This is a genomic window from Chryseobacterium sp. L12 (genome assembly GCF_056133985.1).
On record NZ_JBVYOF010000012.1, the window covers coordinates 52,477 to 68,276 of the forward strand.

The 15,800-nt window shown below is 34.5% G+C and carries 14 protein-coding genes; 6 read left to right on the forward strand and 8 right to left on the reverse strand.

Annotated elements, in window-relative coordinates; translation table 11 throughout:
* Window positions 1–238: 238 nt before the first annotated feature.
* From AC0NBN_RS07060 to AC0NBN_RS07075, 4 genes are all read right to left on the reverse strand, one after another.
* On the reverse strand, window positions 239–1,057 hold the full coding sequence (locus AC0NBN_RS07060; protein WP_160812858.1) for a GLPGLI family protein: 819 nt from the start codon (window positions 1,055–1,057) through the stop codon (window positions 239–241).
* Entirely contained in the window at window positions 1,054–1,809 is a 756-nt protein-coding gene (locus AC0NBN_RS07065; RefSeq protein ID WP_160812857.1) for a GLPGLI family protein, read from the reverse strand. The genes AC0NBN_RS07060 and AC0NBN_RS07065 overlap by 4 nt, the downstream gene beginning before the upstream one ends.
* Before the next feature lie 70 nt (window positions 1,810–1,879).
* Window positions 1,880–2,152, reverse strand: a complete 273-nt coding sequence (locus AC0NBN_RS07070; RefSeq protein ID WP_160812856.1) for a hypothetical protein — start codon at window positions 2,150–2,152, stop codon at window positions 1,880–1,882.
* A 188-nt stretch (window positions 2,153–2,340) separates the two neighbouring features.
* Window positions 2,341–2,562: a hypothetical protein gene (locus AC0NBN_RS07075; RefSeq protein ID WP_160812855.1), complete on the reverse strand. Its 222-nt coding sequence runs from the start codon at window positions 2,560–2,562 to the stop codon at window positions 2,341–2,343.
* A 288-nt stretch (window positions 2,563–2,850) separates the two neighbouring features.
* Here AC0NBN_RS07075 and AC0NBN_RS07080 point away from each other — a divergent pair, with 288 nt between their 5' ends.
* Both AC0NBN_RS07080 and mobC read left to right on the forward strand, forming a co-directional pair.
* A complete protein-coding gene (locus AC0NBN_RS07080) occupies window positions 2,851–4,587 on the forward strand; it encodes a helix-turn-helix domain-containing protein (protein WP_160812854.1) in 1,737 nt (578 codons plus the stop codon).
* Window positions 4,588–4,733: 146 nt separating this feature from the next.
* On the forward strand, window positions 4,734–6,734 hold the full coding sequence (gene mobC / locus AC0NBN_RS07085; protein ID WP_160812853.1) for a conjugal transfer protein MobC: 2,001 nt from the start codon (window positions 4,734–4,736) through the stop codon (window positions 6,732–6,734).
* 43 nt (window positions 6,735–6,777) lie between these two features.
* Here the strand turns inward: mobC and AC0NBN_RS07090 are convergent, their stop codons facing one another.
* Entirely contained in the window at window positions 6,778–7,572 is a 795-nt protein-coding gene (locus AC0NBN_RS07090; protein ID WP_474467673.1) for an RteC domain-containing protein, read from the reverse strand.
* 95 nt (window positions 7,573–7,667) lie between these two features.
* Window positions 7,668–9,371 carry an AraC family transcriptional regulator gene (locus AC0NBN_RS07095; protein WP_160812851.1) on the reverse strand — a complete coding sequence of 568 codons (1,704 nt, stop codon included), beginning with the start codon at window positions 9,369–9,371 and terminating at the stop codon, window positions 7,668–7,670.
* Between the two features lie 276 nt (window positions 9,372–9,647).
* On the opposite strand from AC0NBN_RS07095, the gene AC0NBN_RS07100 reads away from it, so the two are divergent.
* The 4 genes from AC0NBN_RS07100 (at window position 9,648) to AC0NBN_RS07115 (ending at window position 11,895) form a co-directional block, all read left to right on the forward strand.
* Window positions 9,648–9,875 carry a hypothetical protein gene (locus AC0NBN_RS07100; protein WP_160812850.1) on the forward strand — a complete coding sequence of 76 codons (228 nt, stop codon included), beginning with the start codon at window positions 9,648–9,650 and terminating at the stop codon, window positions 9,873–9,875.
* Window positions 9,876–9,891: 16 nt separating this feature from the next.
* Window positions 9,892–10,062, forward strand: coding sequence for a hypothetical protein (locus AC0NBN_RS07105; protein ID WP_474467677.1), 171 nt, complete (start codon window positions 9,892–9,894; stop codon window positions 10,060–10,062).
* Between the two features lie 19 nt (window positions 10,063–10,081).
* Window positions 10,082–11,575, forward strand: a complete 1,494-nt coding sequence (locus AC0NBN_RS07110; protein ID WP_474467681.1) for a DoxX family protein — start codon at window positions 10,082–10,084, stop codon at window positions 11,573–11,575.
* 80 nt (window positions 11,576–11,655) lie between these two features.
* Entirely contained in the window at window positions 11,656–11,895 is a 240-nt protein-coding gene (locus tag AC0NBN_RS07115) for a hypothetical protein (protein WP_474467684.1), read from the forward strand.
* A 13-nt stretch (window positions 11,896–11,908) separates the two neighbouring features.
* Here the strand turns inward: AC0NBN_RS07115 and AC0NBN_RS07120 are convergent, their stop codons facing one another.
* Both AC0NBN_RS07120 and AC0NBN_RS07125 read right to left on the reverse strand, forming a co-directional pair.
* Window positions 11,909–14,401 carry a prolyl oligopeptidase family serine peptidase gene (locus tag AC0NBN_RS07120; RefSeq protein ID WP_160812848.1) on the reverse strand — a complete coding sequence of 831 codons (2,493 nt, stop codon included), beginning with the start codon at window positions 14,399–14,401 and terminating at the stop codon, window positions 11,909–11,911.
* Window positions 14,401–15,777: a RagB/SusD family nutrient uptake outer membrane protein gene (locus AC0NBN_RS07125; protein WP_160812847.1), complete on the reverse strand. Its 1,377-nt coding sequence runs from the start codon at window positions 15,775–15,777 to the stop codon at window positions 14,401–14,403. Before AC0NBN_RS07125 ends, AC0NBN_RS07120 begins: the two co-directional genes overlap by 1 nt.
* Between the last annotated feature and the right edge of the window lie 23 nt (window positions 15,778–15,800).

A 15,800-nucleotide genomic window follows, 5' to 3' on the forward strand; every position in this document is an offset into this window, starting at 1 on the left:
TGTAATAATATTTATTTAAAATCTGTCAATATGGTATTGCGCACTACTACATCTTCCAGATTGTAAATCATTATAATGAAACCCTCAAGAACTCCAATCTCTTCAATTGATGATTTCAAAAAAGACAAATAACCAATCCTAAAAATTTGACATTTATGAATTAGGACGTATTTTTTCTATCTTATGAAACTGGAAGGGGATTTTTTTAACTTGATTCTACCGAACTCAGAAACTTTGCTTATCTGTAATCTATTTTTTCATCAAGTTCAATAGGATTATTATTTTTCTTGATGTTTTCACGGATACTTTTTTCAACTTCTTTGTAGTCCTGAGATGAATATTCAGTTCCGTCATTTTTAAGCATTATCGCATTCCCTTCTTTATATTCAGGAATTGGATTTTCATAAAAATTCATCTGAATTTTTCTCCATTCTTTTTCCGTAATTTCAAATTTTCTGATTCCTAAGTATTTTTTTAGAAGCTTTTGAGTATCATAAGTTTCTTCAAAATTTTTGTTTTGGACAAATGAAAATATATAATCCTTATCCTCATCTGCTATTTCAAGTATAAGTCCTGGAAGACCATAGAAAACATAAGGACCGAATGGAAGAGGTATTTCATTTGTAAACCATGCATTCCATTTTCTACCACCGTATAGACAAGTTGCTTTTTGTACTATAAAATTACCTATTCTTCTTCTTTCTTCTGAAAGCTGCCATTGAATATTTTTTTGACTTTTAAAAACGTAAAAATTCATGGAAAGGTTGTTAAGCATTTCAAATTTCTGATCTGACTTTTTCCAGGTGATAATTTTTTTAAAATTTGGATAAGAAAAGAGATTTTTGTTTGTAGCTTTATTAATAGAATCTACATGCAGATATTCATTGCTGTAAAAGAAGTTTCCTTCAGCAGATATATCCAGAACAACAAGATCTTTTTGAACACTTTCTTCAACAGCCGCATTTGTCTTGAAAGTTACGTTGTAAAAAAACCTCTTCGTCTGTGATGAGAAAATTAGAGGTACTAAAATAAAAAAGATGCTGATTTTTTTAATCATCGGTTACATTCTTTACATTCCTTATCTTCTATGACTCTGGCTCCCACAGGAGCATTCTCCAATGCTTTTCTCCTGAACTCTTCCGCTCTTTTTTTCTTAAGCTCCAGGTATTCATCATAGGAAATCGATTTTTCAAAATTGTAAGATGCAATAAGACCTTCCATACTTTTATCACTCGATTCAAGTTTCTCAAAAACGAAACTTAATGACTGATCATTGGTGTATAATTCGAGAATTAAACCTTTAAGACCATTGACGGCTATAGGACCGTATGGCAAAGGAATTTCTGGTGTATACCAGGCAGTATAAATTTTTCCGTTAATCTCTTTAGATGCTTTTAGACAAGTATATTTGTCAATTTTTTTTGATTCTTCAGTCAATTCCCAATTCCCATTATCCTGATTTAACCTGATTAATATTTCCTGATCGTTGTTAATATTATTAGTGTAGAAACTATTTTTATGTCTATCGTAAAAAACAAATTGAGGTCTTTTTGCAATGCTTTCAATTGTATTGCTGGGAGTTATCAACGAGCCGTCCTTGTCAACATAAGGTTGAGTTGAATTGGCTTCTGTTTTATTTAGAAAATAAGAATTTTTCGTGTTAAAAAACAGAATACATTCATTTTGATTTACTGCACCACGCTCTTTCTGGGTCTTTTTATAGTAAATCTTTCCACTATCCTGAGCAAAAATTTTCCCTGCAGAAGTTAGCAGTAGAAATAAGATAAAGATGTATTTGATACAAGTCATATATAATGATTTTAAAAACAGTCATTTATTGTATAATGGCAAATGCATAATGCATTTGCCATCATTTTTTTTAGCCTAGCGACAAAACAGGCTTCTGAGGACCTGAAGGTGGGCATGGAACACTTACCCAAGGACCACATGTTTTTTCAGTGTATGTATTTCCGTCAGGACCTTGTTGTGACGTTACAGTACACTCGCGGTACAAACAATCACCAGCCACGAACTTATATTCAATAAATTTACATTCATTGTTTTTTTGTGGAGTTTCATCTGCACACTTTGCAGCTGATCCGTTAGAAACATTTTCAGCATTATTTGCTAATGCAAAAGAGCCGATGAGCATAAAAGCTAAGGATAAGATTACTTTTTTCATAAAAAAATTAGTGTTCCTTATATCAGGTAACTGAGACGGAACTTTTCCTCAGTACCCATTAAAAAATATTTATTTAAAATTCCACTAATAGCCAGTATTGCGCACTACAGATATTTGAGAATATAAATTCATTTTAAAGGTCAACAGATATTTCTCTGCTACCATTTTATTTTATCTTTCTGAGGATCTCCTTCATCAATATGAGTACTCACATTAGTTGAGTCGCTCATTTTTCTGTTATAGGAATTTTCTTCCACTTTTTTATTTACCGATTGACTAATATTATTTTCTGGTACTGTTGTTAGTTCTTCTATTTCTCTACAAGATACTACTGATATTAAAGCAACTGCTGCTGTCACTGATGAGATAAACTTTTTCATATATTATTTAAATTTTTAAGTTTATCCCGGCCGGGAGTTTTATGATTTAGAATTCTGATCCGAAGATATTATTCCTCGAAATCACTAGAAAAACATTGAAGTCCTTACCTTTAAATTTAAGAAAGATGACGTCCTAATATATAAATAAGGACTATTTACACTTCTTAAAACATTAACTATCAACTGTTTAATAAAAGACAATATTTTTTAGAAAAATCCTTTATTTTTAGCTGGTATTAAGTTTAAATAGTTAGTTTTGTAAATAATTCACTTATTACACGACAAATAATGCCGTTCGGAAAGTTACTTTTACTTCTCACTCTTCTTCTTTTAGTCAGTTTTGGAAAATTGAACGGACAAAAGACATATGAAGAATTAAAAAAAAGCTACGAGGATAAGAATGAAAATGATTCTAATGCTCTAAGGCATGTAGAAATTTACCTTTTAAAATCGAAGAAGGAAAAGAACTACGAAGAACTGAAGCAAGGCTATGAAGATTATTCCTATTATTCTTCAGATAAGCCGATGAAACTGAAATATGCTGACAGTGCCATTATTGCAGCGAAAATTTCAGGTAACGCCGATTTAATATCTTCAGCGTATCTATATAAAGGAAGTCTTTATCATTTTTATGAAAAGAATTACCAATCTGCACTGAACGAGTATTTGAACGCTTATAAATATTCGAAAAACAGCCAGGATGATTATCTGAAATACAAGGTAATTTATCAAATGGGACTTATCAAAAACTATCTCGGATACTATGAGGAAGCAATTGACCATTTTAATGAATGCATCATCTATTTTGAACCAAAAACGAGAGGAAAGGAACATCCCAACACTATTGCCAATTCGAAAAAAGGTTACCTAAACAGTCTGCATCAGATAGGAATAGCCTACCGCAATACTAAACAGTATCAGAAAGCGGACTCAATCATTAAAATTGGTCTGACTCTCACTAACCGTAACCTTTCCTATCCTTTAGAACAGGCCTACTTTTTAAAATCTAGTGCAATAATGAAATTTCAGCGTAAAAAATACGCTGAAGCAATTTTGCTCCTTAATAATGCCATAAAAATCTTTGAGCAGGAAGACGATTTTTACTGGGTCGCTGTTTCAGATTTTTATCTTGGTAAAAGTTATTCTGCTTTAGGAAAGGAAGAAGATGCAATACGCCAGTTTGAGAAAGTGGATTCGATTTTTTTTAAAAGAAAGTTTGTTGTCCCCGAGCTTCTGCAAAGCTATAATTATCTGATTTCTTATTCTCAGAATAAGGAAGATTCAAAAACAGAATTGAAATATTCTAAAAAATTGTTGAAGGCAGACAGTATGGTTGGTGAAAACTTTAAATATTTGTCTGCAAAGATTCATAAGGATTACGACAGACAGATTTTATTAGAAGCCCGAAACAATTTGGAAAAACAAAACAGGTGGGGCTTGGGAACAATTATCATTTTAGGATTTTTTCTGTTGCTGTCTGTACTATTTACATTAAGATACTATAAAAATGAAAAGGGAATCCGACTAAAATACCATGAATTAGAAAAAAAACTCGAACAAAATTCGGTTTCAACTCCTTTGACTTACGAAAATATTTCTTCTTACGGGAGATCCCTTCTAAGTAAGGATATTTTTATAGATCTTGAAAAGAAATTAGGTGAATTTGAAAAAAGTAAAGGATTTTTAGAAAAAGGGCTTACTTTGGTACTCTTAGCTGAAAAGATTAATACCAACACCTCTTATCTTTCTCAGTTTATAAATGATACTAAAGATATGAATTTTAATAAGTATCTCTCTGGACTCCGCATCAATTATATAACACAACTAATGTATAATGATCCCATGTATCTGCGTTTAAAAATTCAGGGATTGGCTGATGAATGCGGAATCAGCTCCCGCCAGAATTTCTCCGATTTGTTTCAGGAAATTAATGGACTCAGACCAACAGATTTTATTAAGCAAAGAAAGAAGGAGAATGAAGATAATGATCATTCAGTTTCATCAGATCCTGCTCTAAAATCATGACTTAAAGTATCTGTTAAATAAATCTCGTCAATTTATAAATATCCTTTATAAACAATCGTCAAGAGCCAAAGTGAGCCAAATATCGCCTGAAATCACAAGGAATAATCTTCAGAATTTCAATCCTGTATCTATGCTCTTAAAAAGCTATGCAGGGAGAAGACGATTTAAGAGGACTTGCTAAGATAATGGCATTTATGAGAGCAGTCAGCATTATTTTGGTACTGATGCATCTTTATTGGTTTTGTTATGGATTCTTTGATAAACAGCAGTGGACTTTAGAGCTCATTAACAAAATACTTTATAATTTCAATAAAACAGCAGGACTTTTTTCACGCATCATTTATTCAAAACTTTTTGCAGTTGTCCTGTTAGGTCTGAGTTGCCTTGGTACCAAAGGGGTAAAGAATGAAGAAATTACATGGAAAAAAATTAGTATTGTTCTTTCTATTGGATTTATATTTTTCTTTTTTAACGCACCTCTACTACAACTTCAGTCTAGTTATACAGAAATGATTTACATTTTATCTTCTGGAGTCGGATACGTTCTGTTAATGCAGGCAGGTGTCTGGATGAGCCGCCTGCTGAAAACAAATTTAATGACCGATGTTTTTAACAGCGAGAATGAAAGCTTTCAGCAGGAAATGAAGTTGCTCTATAACCAATATTCAGTTAACCTTCCCACGAAATTCTATTACAAGGGAAGCTGGCATCAGGGATGGATTAATGTAGTCAATCCTTTCCGTGCAACGATTGTCTTAGGAACACCCGGTTCAGGGAAATCTTTTGCAGTAGTCAACAATTACATTAAACAGCACATTGAGAAAGGCTTTTCAATGTACATCTATGATTTTAAATTTGATGATTTGTCTACCATTGCTTACAACCATCTTATTAGTCATTCAAATGCTTATGCGAAAAAACCAAAATTCTACGTCATCAATTTTGACGATCCCAGAAAAAGCCATCGATGCAACCCTTTAAATCCCAATTTTATGACGGATATTTCAGATGCTTATGAAGCTGCATATACCATCATGCTGAATCTTAACAGAAGCTGGATACAAAAGCAAGGTGATTTTTTCGTAGAAAGTCCTATTATACTTTTAGCAGCCATCATCTGGTTTCTAAAAATCTATGACAATGGGAAATTCTGTACTTTTCCACATGCTATTGAGCTTTTAAATAAAAAATATGAAGATGTTTTTACAATATTGACCTCCTATTCCGAATTAGAAAATTACCTATCCCCTTTTATGGATGCCTGGCAAGGTGGTGCACAGGATCAGTTGCAGGGGCAGATAGCATCAGCAAAAATTCCGCTATCAAGAATGATATCACCCCAACTCTATTGGGTAATGACGGGAGATGACTTTTCTCTGGATATCAATAATCCAAACGAACCTAAAATTTTATGTGTAGGAAATAATCCGGATCGTCAGAACATATATTCCGCTGCCCTGGGACTTTACAATTCACGAATCGTAAAGTTAATAAATAAAAAAGGACAGCTGAAAAGTTCAGTAATCATTGATGAGCTACCGACGATTTATTTCAGAGGCCTGGATAATCTGATTGCTACAGCACGTAGTAATAAAGTTTCAGTATGTCTTGGCTTTCAGGATTTCTCACAATTGACAAGAGATTATGGAGATAAGGAAAGTAAGGTCATTCAGAACACAGTAGGAAATATCTTCAGTGGGCAGGTTGTTGGTGAAACTGCTAAAACACTGTCAGAAAGGTTTGGAAAAATACTTCAGAAAAGACAGAGCATTTCAATCAATAGAAATGATACTTCGACATCCTTCTCTACCCAACTGGATAGCTTAATTCCGGCATCGAAAATCTCAACATTAACTCAGGGATTCTTCGTAGGAGCAGTTTCTGATAATTTTGATGAAAGAATCGAACAGAAAATATTCCACTCAGAAATTGTAGTAGATAGTGTAAAGCTATCAGCTGAGGAAAAATCTTATAAAAAGATTCCACAGATAGCCTCTTTTATTGATGAGAACGGAACCGATCATATGAAACAGGAAATTGAAAGCAACTACCGTCAGATCAAGGCGGACATTTTAAATATCATCGAAAGAGAAATAGAGCGTATAAAAAATGATCCTGACCTGCAGCATTTAATCAATAAGCATTAAAAAAAACCTCAAATATCACCATGACAAATGAGGTTACTGAATACTACTCGCGATCTGTATTTAAAAAATGTTGATTAAGATTTTCACTTATCAAACTTAAAAATTTTGTTGGTCCTTGCTTTCTGTTTCGGATTTCAAATATGGTTTTGTGAAAGTTCCCTAAGTCCGTATCCAATGTTTTTTCAACAAATTTAATCACTTCACTGAGTTCGATATTGCCACCATTAAAGCATCGCATCTGGTATAAAGCATAGGTTAGCTCTATAAGCCCAACTTTCGATGCAGACCAGGCAAGCGGTGATATGGTCTTACCTGTATTCTCACCCAAACGTTCAATCTGTCTTTTAAGATATTGGTCATACTGATGATTAGCAATAAATCTTGCTATCATATGATCGTGAGAAGTGGTAAAACTTGAGTCGAAATTATAAAAACCAAATGACAGCTTCATTTTTAAATCGTAAGAGTTTCTGACAAAAATTTTATGATCTAAATAAGTGGCTTCCCTCCGATAATAACTGTAAAATTCGGATTGCTCTACATAAAATGTCTTTAGTTTTTCTTGTTCAGACTCGTAATATTTTTTTAAAGCTTTATTTCCTGCGTTGGGTTTGTGGGATTCAACATCCAAAATTGTTGAATAGTAAATAAATTTTGAAACAAATTGTGGTTTTAGCTTTTTAAAAAAATGTACTTCTTCTGCAATATTATCAAAATGATGAGCCGTAATCATTTTCTTTAAATTTCGAATACTTTCATCAATGATCAGCAGAGATTTTTCTGCAACTTTGACCATGTCGCCATCGTCATCGTAAACTTCATTAAGATTTAATTCCATCTCGCTTTGTAATTGAGCAATTTTTCTAAAAATAGTTTTTGTTACCATGTCCTTTTTTTAGAAATTTATAAAAAAAACATCAATTAATGGTGAATTCAGTTGATTTCTAATTCCTGCTTTCGTTTTTTTATATAATCCACAGGACGAATTCCATTGATTTCAAAAAAAAGTTTTGAAAAATTCTGTCGGGCAGCTATTCCACATTCTTCTGCCAAAGCTTCAATGGTAAAGTTTAGATATTTACTGTTGGTATTGAGCAGATTGGTGATATAGTTAATTCTCAGCTCTGCCATGTATCTGTTAAAATTCATTCCTTTGTTTTCATTAATATAAACTGATAGGTAGTGGGAGTTGGTATTCAGCTTACCTGCAATACTGTTTTGTGTTAAACCCTTCTTTCTAAATTGCAGCTCCCTTTCAAATTTTTCAAGCTTTTCTCTTATTTCAATGGTCATTTCAGGGCTGAGAAAGGTTTTTCTTAATGCTGGATCTGCAGTGGCATTCTCTGTAATGTCAGCTACATTATATGATCCTTCTGAAATTCTTTTTTGAAGCATATCATATTGCCTTTTGATCTTTCTGTTTTTAAAATACTGTACAATAAAAAAGCTGAGAGCTACTGCACCTGCCAGTAATAAAATTTGTGCGAGCGCTATTTTTCTTTTGCTGGTTTTCTCAACTTTATCATTTTTTTCAATTAATTTATTCCGGTCATAATCTTTATGAAGTTTTGATGATAAGTAGGGATAATCTTTTGCGAGTGAACTTTCTGCTTTTAGCAGTTGATTGGTGTAGTACAGCTGTTTGTTAACATCTTTTCCCTTATAGAAATCTATTAGATGATTATAACTTTTGTAAGTCTCAGGCAGTATAAATTCGTGTTTTGAAAAAATTGAATCTATTTCACTGTAATAAATAATAGCGGTACTTTCATTTTTTTGTGCTTCAGAAATCTTTCCCAAATAATAATAAATAACAGAAATCCAGGCAAAATCATTTCTGCTCTTAATAATTGGCAAAGCCTTTTCTAAATCTGCTTTAGCTCCGTCATAATTTTTGTTCCGATATTTCAGAATGCCTTTACACTTGAGAAAATAACTGTTCTCCAGTTTAAAATCACTATCTCCCACTGTGTGATCAAATCCTAATTGACTGATACTGTCACACTTTGAAAAATTACTAAGATATCTGTTAATGACAGCCATTTGATGGAGTGAGTTTAAATATGCTTTTTTATAGTTAAACCGTTCATTTTCGTGTAAATCTTCATTTAACTTTAACCTGTAATAATCAGCACAGTGATTAAAATGACCTAAAGCTTCTTCATAATAGCCCAAATGTTCTTTGACGATACCCAAATGATACAGAACTTTATGAAGATGGTAATAATCTTTTAATCCTTTGGAAAGTTCATAGGCTTTAAGATATTGATTCAAAGCCAACTTATAGTTTTTCTGATAGAAATAGTAAATAATTCCTTTGCTTAAATAATCCCTGCTGAGATCATTTCGCTTACCATACTTTCTACTAACTGAAATTGCACTGTCGGCATATTTCATTTTATTCTTATAATCAAACTGCCTGGCGTCCCTATATCCCTGAACTAATTTAGGGTAATTGTTTTCTGCTTTGGCTTTTTTAATGTACATCTTCACATATGGCATCGCATTAATGTCATCTGTGGTCATCTTTTCATAGTTACCCCTAATCTTCTCAAAAGTTTCATCTTGTTTTGTTTGCGAAAATAACAAGTGCGAAATCACAGAAAAGAGAAAGATAAAGCTGTTTAACTTTTTCATATACTGATTATTAGAACCTCACCATTTCAAAAGTAAACATTTTACCTATAAATAAACATGTTTTCAGGCAGTCGGAAGCCATTTTCAGACAAATACTACACAACACTGACTAATAAGCATTTATCAACATTAAATCGATGTATCAATTTTAAAATTGAGACGGATTTATTTTAAAATTGCCCCGCAGAACAGTTTTTTTGAGGGCAGGAGCCTGATAACTTTGACCTCAGAATTCTAAATCAATCCGGCCGGGATAACCAAATTAAAACAATTACAATGAAAAAGTTTATCCCAATTTTTAGTATAGCAATAGCTTCAGTTTGTTTGCAGAACTGTATAAATCGAGAGGAAGATATTGTCTCAGATTCTGATCCACTAACTGAGATCGAAAAAGAAATGATGATGCGGGGAGACTCTGCGAAATCATCAGGAGAAATTTTAGATCCGGATCCTGACCCTCCTGTCAGAGATGGTGATAATTGGAGAAGTATTCCAAATAAATAATCAATTGTTATGACCTATGATTCCTCATACCTCCATATCAAATGTAAAAACTGGCTTACCATGTCCGGCAAGCGGCATCTGGGAAAGTATGGGGAATTTTACAACAACTGTAACCCTTTTTAAGGGCGAACCTATGCCAGACTATTGCGGTAGGAACATAAGATGGAGACTGATTCAGGTCTGTTAAATCAATTAAAACCAAAGCCATGAAAACTTTCCAGCCAATTTTTATCAGAACTGTTTCCTGTTTTTTTATTCTATTATTTATTTATGCTGCTGTAAGCAAAGCGTTAGACTTTGAAAATTTTCAGGTGCAGATAGGACAATCGCCACTCTTAAGTGCTTATGCAGGATTTATTTCTTATGCTGTTATTATTGGAGAACTGCTTATCGTCTTGTTGCTGATCTGCCCTAAAACATTTCTGTTTGGATTATATTCAGCAACTGCACTAATGACGTCGTTTACGGTCTATATCTACTTAATTTTAAATTACAGTGATTTCGTACCCTGTTCTTGCGGCGGGATCTTGGAAAAGATGGGTTGGACGGAACACCTGATTTTTAATATTGCTGCTGTAGCACTGGGAATTGTCGCAATCTATTTGAACTGTAAGAATAAATACCCACGGAGAACCGTTATCCTATCACTCGGTATTTCCAATATATTAAGTGCTGTTTTTATTCTTTTCTTATTTTTAAGATCAGAATATGTAATTAAGCAGGAAAATAACTTTACCAGAAGGTTTTTAATGCATCCTGTTTTAAAAACAAAAAGTACGGCTCTCGATAATAAGACCTACTATTTTGCCGGATCTGAAGATCAAAAGATATATCTTGGAAACAGGACAATGCCACAGAATCTACTTAGTGTAGACTCATCACTTCAAAAATTTCCTAATTTAAAAATTAATCTAAATCTTAAAAAATATCGGTACAAAAAGATAGAGGTTAAAGTATTGGATAACAGCTATTTTATATACGATGGTACAGTACCGGTAATATCAAAAGGACAGCTAGGTAGCCCTGAGACGGAGGTGATAAGTTACAAGGATGCTTTTTTCAGTCAGATAGAAGTAATCAACAGTAACAAAATGGCTATTAGGACACTATCATCAACAACTAAAAATCTTACACTTGGTTTATTGAAGATTGTAAGCAATGGGAAAAATGAGGTGCAGTTATTTCCGAAACTTCTGGAAAAACAATCTGATGGGGTATTTGATTCGGACGGGTATCTGTCTTCAGATTCTAAATCATTAGAAGTGACATACATTCATGCTTACCGCAATCAGTTTCTTGTTATGGATTCAGCCATGAAACTTCAGCGAAGATTATTAACCATTGACACAACAAAGATTGCACAAATCAAAGTAACTCCTCTGGCTGATGGAAGATTTAAAATGTCTAAGCCTGCATTGCATGTTAATGGCTATGCAAAAGTTTTTAACGGACTTTTATTCAATCCCGCCTATTTAAGAGGTCAGCATGAATCTGTCAAGCGATGGAAGGAAACCAGAATAATTGATGTTTACAACATCAATAAACAGGAGTACATCGGAAGCATATACATTGATCATTACAAAGATTCGGAGATGTCAGATTTCACAGTTACAGACAAACACCTTTATGTAATTGCCGGAAATCGGCTAATTCAGTATCGTCTGACATATTCTCTGACAAAATATTTTAAAACGGGGTAGCCGAAAACCGTATCCAAGAGTAGGCAAAATCAAATTTCTTTATTATGAAAAAATTTTTTTTTCCTGTTGTCCTTGTATTAGTGGGCACAGGGTCAGCACTTGCTACCCAAGTAGCAAAAAAGAGTAACAAAGCTTTAGTACCTGCTTACAGAATTGTAAGTATTGGAGGCGGTCAATTCCAGTGTCAGGATGCAGATCAGCAGTGTAGTGATGTTGTATCAGGCGTGTTCTGCAAATGGGAAGTTGACGGCACGACTGATCTTCATAGCGAAGGTTCAGGAACTATGTGTGGAAATGAACTTTATGAAATTCCACAATAGAAAGATAGGGACGCTAATAAGCGTCCCTTTTCATTTCTTTCTCAATCCAAGGTATATTTTTCTGATCTTTCAAAAAATAATTCCACCAATCCATTAGCTTAAAATTAAGGTCTTTGATTTCCGGAGTATCCTCCTTTAAAGAATGTTCCTCCTGAGGATACAGTAAAGCCACTGCCTTTTTGTTATTGCGCAGCAACCCCATAAAGAAACTCATCGGCTGATCCAGCGGCGTGTTGGTGTCTTTTTTACCTGCCCATAGTAATACCGGTGCATTCACATTTTCCACATAATTGACTGGATTATTGCGAAAATAAAGATCTTTATTGTGAGCATAGGGTACTCCCATCTCAAACTGACCGTTTTCAAAACGCATATAATTCGCAATATTAAAAAAGTCGCTGAAAGAAAAATAAAAATGTGCAACATCTCCTAAGGAAGCCCCGGATACATAAGCCGCAAAACGTCTGGACTGTGTTGCTATGAAATTGGTTTCGTAACCTCCTAAAGAATGACCGGTTAAACCTAAACGGGATGCATTAATATTTGGATGATTTACAATTTCATCTAGTCCGCTGTTTACGCAGTCTAAAGCAGAAATTCCCGTACCTCTTTCATCGAATACCATATCAGGCTGGAAAACAAAATATCCATTCTCCAAAAGCATTCGTTTGTTGAAACCCGTGGCTCCCCATTCAGGATACAGATATTTATCTGCATTTCCGGAAAGTAAACTGTAGACATGAACTACGACAGGATACTTTTTTAAAGAATCAAAATCCACAGGATAGGTCAGAATTCCTTTTAAAGGAGTTCCTGCGCTGTTTTTATAAGACAGAATATCCTGTCTGATCAACTTTGCTCTCTGGTCGTGGCTATTTGAACGGTATATCAATTTTTTTTCTGTATTTCCTTTCTCAGTTATATACAGACTTCCGGCTATATTAAAATTTTCCTCTACCGTAAATATTCTGTTTTTATTCCTGCCCCATTTAAAATCTTTAATTTTGTTGGGTGTATAAGGAATAATATTCTTTATCTCTCCATTCAAATATGTGAAGTAGCCACTGTCATTGTAATCGGTTCTTCTTACATTTAAAATTACAGGTTTGTTTACATCTGTACTCCTTTCAGTAAATTTAAAATTGCTAAAATGATGTATGAGATTTCCTCGGAGATTATGAATAGTCACTTTTGAATTCTTTGAAACAATATTTTTTTTTACAGCACCTGATAATAGATCATACCTCAACAGACCGTCTTCACATTCAAACAAGGCTGTCTGATTAGTCATGAGCACCGGATTTGTGATCTTCTCATTCGTTTCTATCTCTCTCAATTTTTTTTGAAAGTGATCATATACAATCCACTTCTTTCTGTCATTGCGGTATGCGAGTGTAAATCTGCCGTCCTTGCTTAAAACGAGTTCTTCTACATTTTCAAACACACGTTCAGCGGTAGCGGTTTCTGTATCATATCTGAATACATGAAAACTCCTAAAACCAGTGTACGCAAATTCTTCGTCCGTATGATATGCCCACAGGTAACGTGCATCATTCATTCCCACAAAATCAGAGAACATATCTGTTGGTATTTCTTTTATTTCATCTTTTACGATGTTCCAGTGTAGATAGCGATGATGCTTTGTTCCATCTTTTTTGTCCCGCAGGCGTTTATCTCCACTATACCAGACATCAACCATTTGATCTCTCTGTGGCGGTTGGATTTGTTGAAAATCAATCAGGAATGTATCGGAATCATGAACCTCAGATATTTTAACGGATTCAAACCCACCGGAACTTATTTTCTTGTTTGTTAATACAGAATTATCTGATACTTTGATTAAAGAAACACTTAATTCTACTGCATCCGCTTTCCTGTTTTGCTCTGTCAATGCAATAAACTTTTTTGAAGGAAGAAACTTCAGTGATTTAATATCATTGTCTGTTATATAAACGGGTTTTACGGTTTTACCATTCCATACAGCAATTTCTGATGTGCTGCCCTTTTTATACACCAGATATACGCTGCTGCTCTCATCCGAAATAACATCATGCACTGCTTTTGAAGCATGCAGAAGTTTCCCTTTATAGTCATAGATACTGAGAGTTTTATCAATATCTAACATAACAAGTTGTTTTGAATTTGACAGAATTTCTCCACTGCGTATCTCATCAAACTTCTTTCTCTTTTTTGACGGCAGATCGATCAGTTCTGCTGTATAGTTACCCACTGCAAATACAAGAGTGTTATTCAGGAATGTTACTTTGTTTTTTTTGACTAAAGTATCTAAAATGATGTTCTCCGATTTTGTATCAAAAATCAGAACTGTATCGGAGTTCTTCCTATAGTACTTTGTTACTAAGGCAAACCGCTGATCATCCGTTACCTGCAGGCCTCCAATTGCTGTTGAAAAACGAGACATCCATTGAGCCATTCCGGCATCAGTTCTCTGTGCTTTGATCAGTATACCTGAGAAAAGCCATAATAAAAGAAAAATGGTTCTCATTAGTAACCTGCATTTTGAGGATTCATATTGGAGTTCATTAACAGCTCCTTCTGCGGCAGAGGCCAAACTCGATGAAAGTCTTTCCAATTGGGCTTAGTCGTTTGCAATGTATTCAACTGCCCCGCTCTTTTCAGATCTATAAACCGGCGGCCCATTTCCGTAAAAAACTCTTTTCTGTTTTCTTTCAGAATTTCATCCAAAAGGATATTTTGTGAAACGGTACCTGTTAAAAGAGGTTGCGCTGCCCTCTGTCTTATTGGATTGATGTAAGGGAGAGCTTCCGCAGTCTTATTTTGTTTAGCCAATGACTCGGCTAAAAGGAGATATGCTTCTTCCAGTCTGAAAACGATAGAGTTTTCCGTTGTATTAGCAGATCTTGCCTTATATTTTTCTGCACGATACCAGGTAGTTCCCGCAACGGTAACAGGCGCCATCCAATACTGTTTCCGGAGATCACCGGTCTGAAATGAGCTGACAAGAGCCGGAGACAGGGACATGGAAGACGGTGCTACATTGACAAAGTAGTAGATTGTTGCTTCTCTTACAGGATCTCCACTGTTCTTGGGTTTAAGCTGCCAGATAATATGGGTTCCTGATTTTAAAAAAACTTTAGTAATATCATTCTGAAATTGATACAGTGAACTTTGAATGACTGCCTTTAAAGTACTTTCAGCAGCAGCATATTTTGATCTTTGCATCTGAACTTTTGCAAGCATCAGTTGAGCCGCTTTTTTGTTGATAAAAATCCTTTCTGCAGAACGGTATTGATCCGGTAACAGTTCCACTGCTTCTTGTAGGTCTGATTCAATTCGTTGTAAAACTACCTCAGAATTTGTCTTGGCAATGGATTGATTGATCTGATAATTAGTGGTAACGGGATACGGTATATCACCATAGATTTGCTGCAGATAAAAAAAGAGTACAGAACGTATTGTCAAAGCTTCCCCTGTCATTCTGTTTTTTTCAGCAGTTGATATAGAAGATGAGTTTTCCAGTCCTTCGATAATGGAATTGCTGACATATATTTTCTGATAGGCAGCAGACCACATTGAACTTACAAATTGATTGGTATCTATCAAAGTATTATTGGAAATCTCGGGAAGCCCGTTGGTTGCATTCACTGCGTAATACGTCAGATCATCGGTGTAAAGACTCAGAATTCTGCCGCTCTGATCTCCTGCAATCGGGGAAGCTTCCCAAAGTCCTGCATACAGACCTGAGAGTACCGAATTAGCAGTTTGGGCATCCTGAAACACTGTTTCAGACAGCATCTGATTTTCCGGAAGATCTACTTCCAGCATTTTTTCGCACGACATCAGTGCAGTCAGGACGTAAAACACTGCTATTACCGTTATTTTATTAATATTTATTTTCATTTTCTTTTTGTTTTAATAATTCA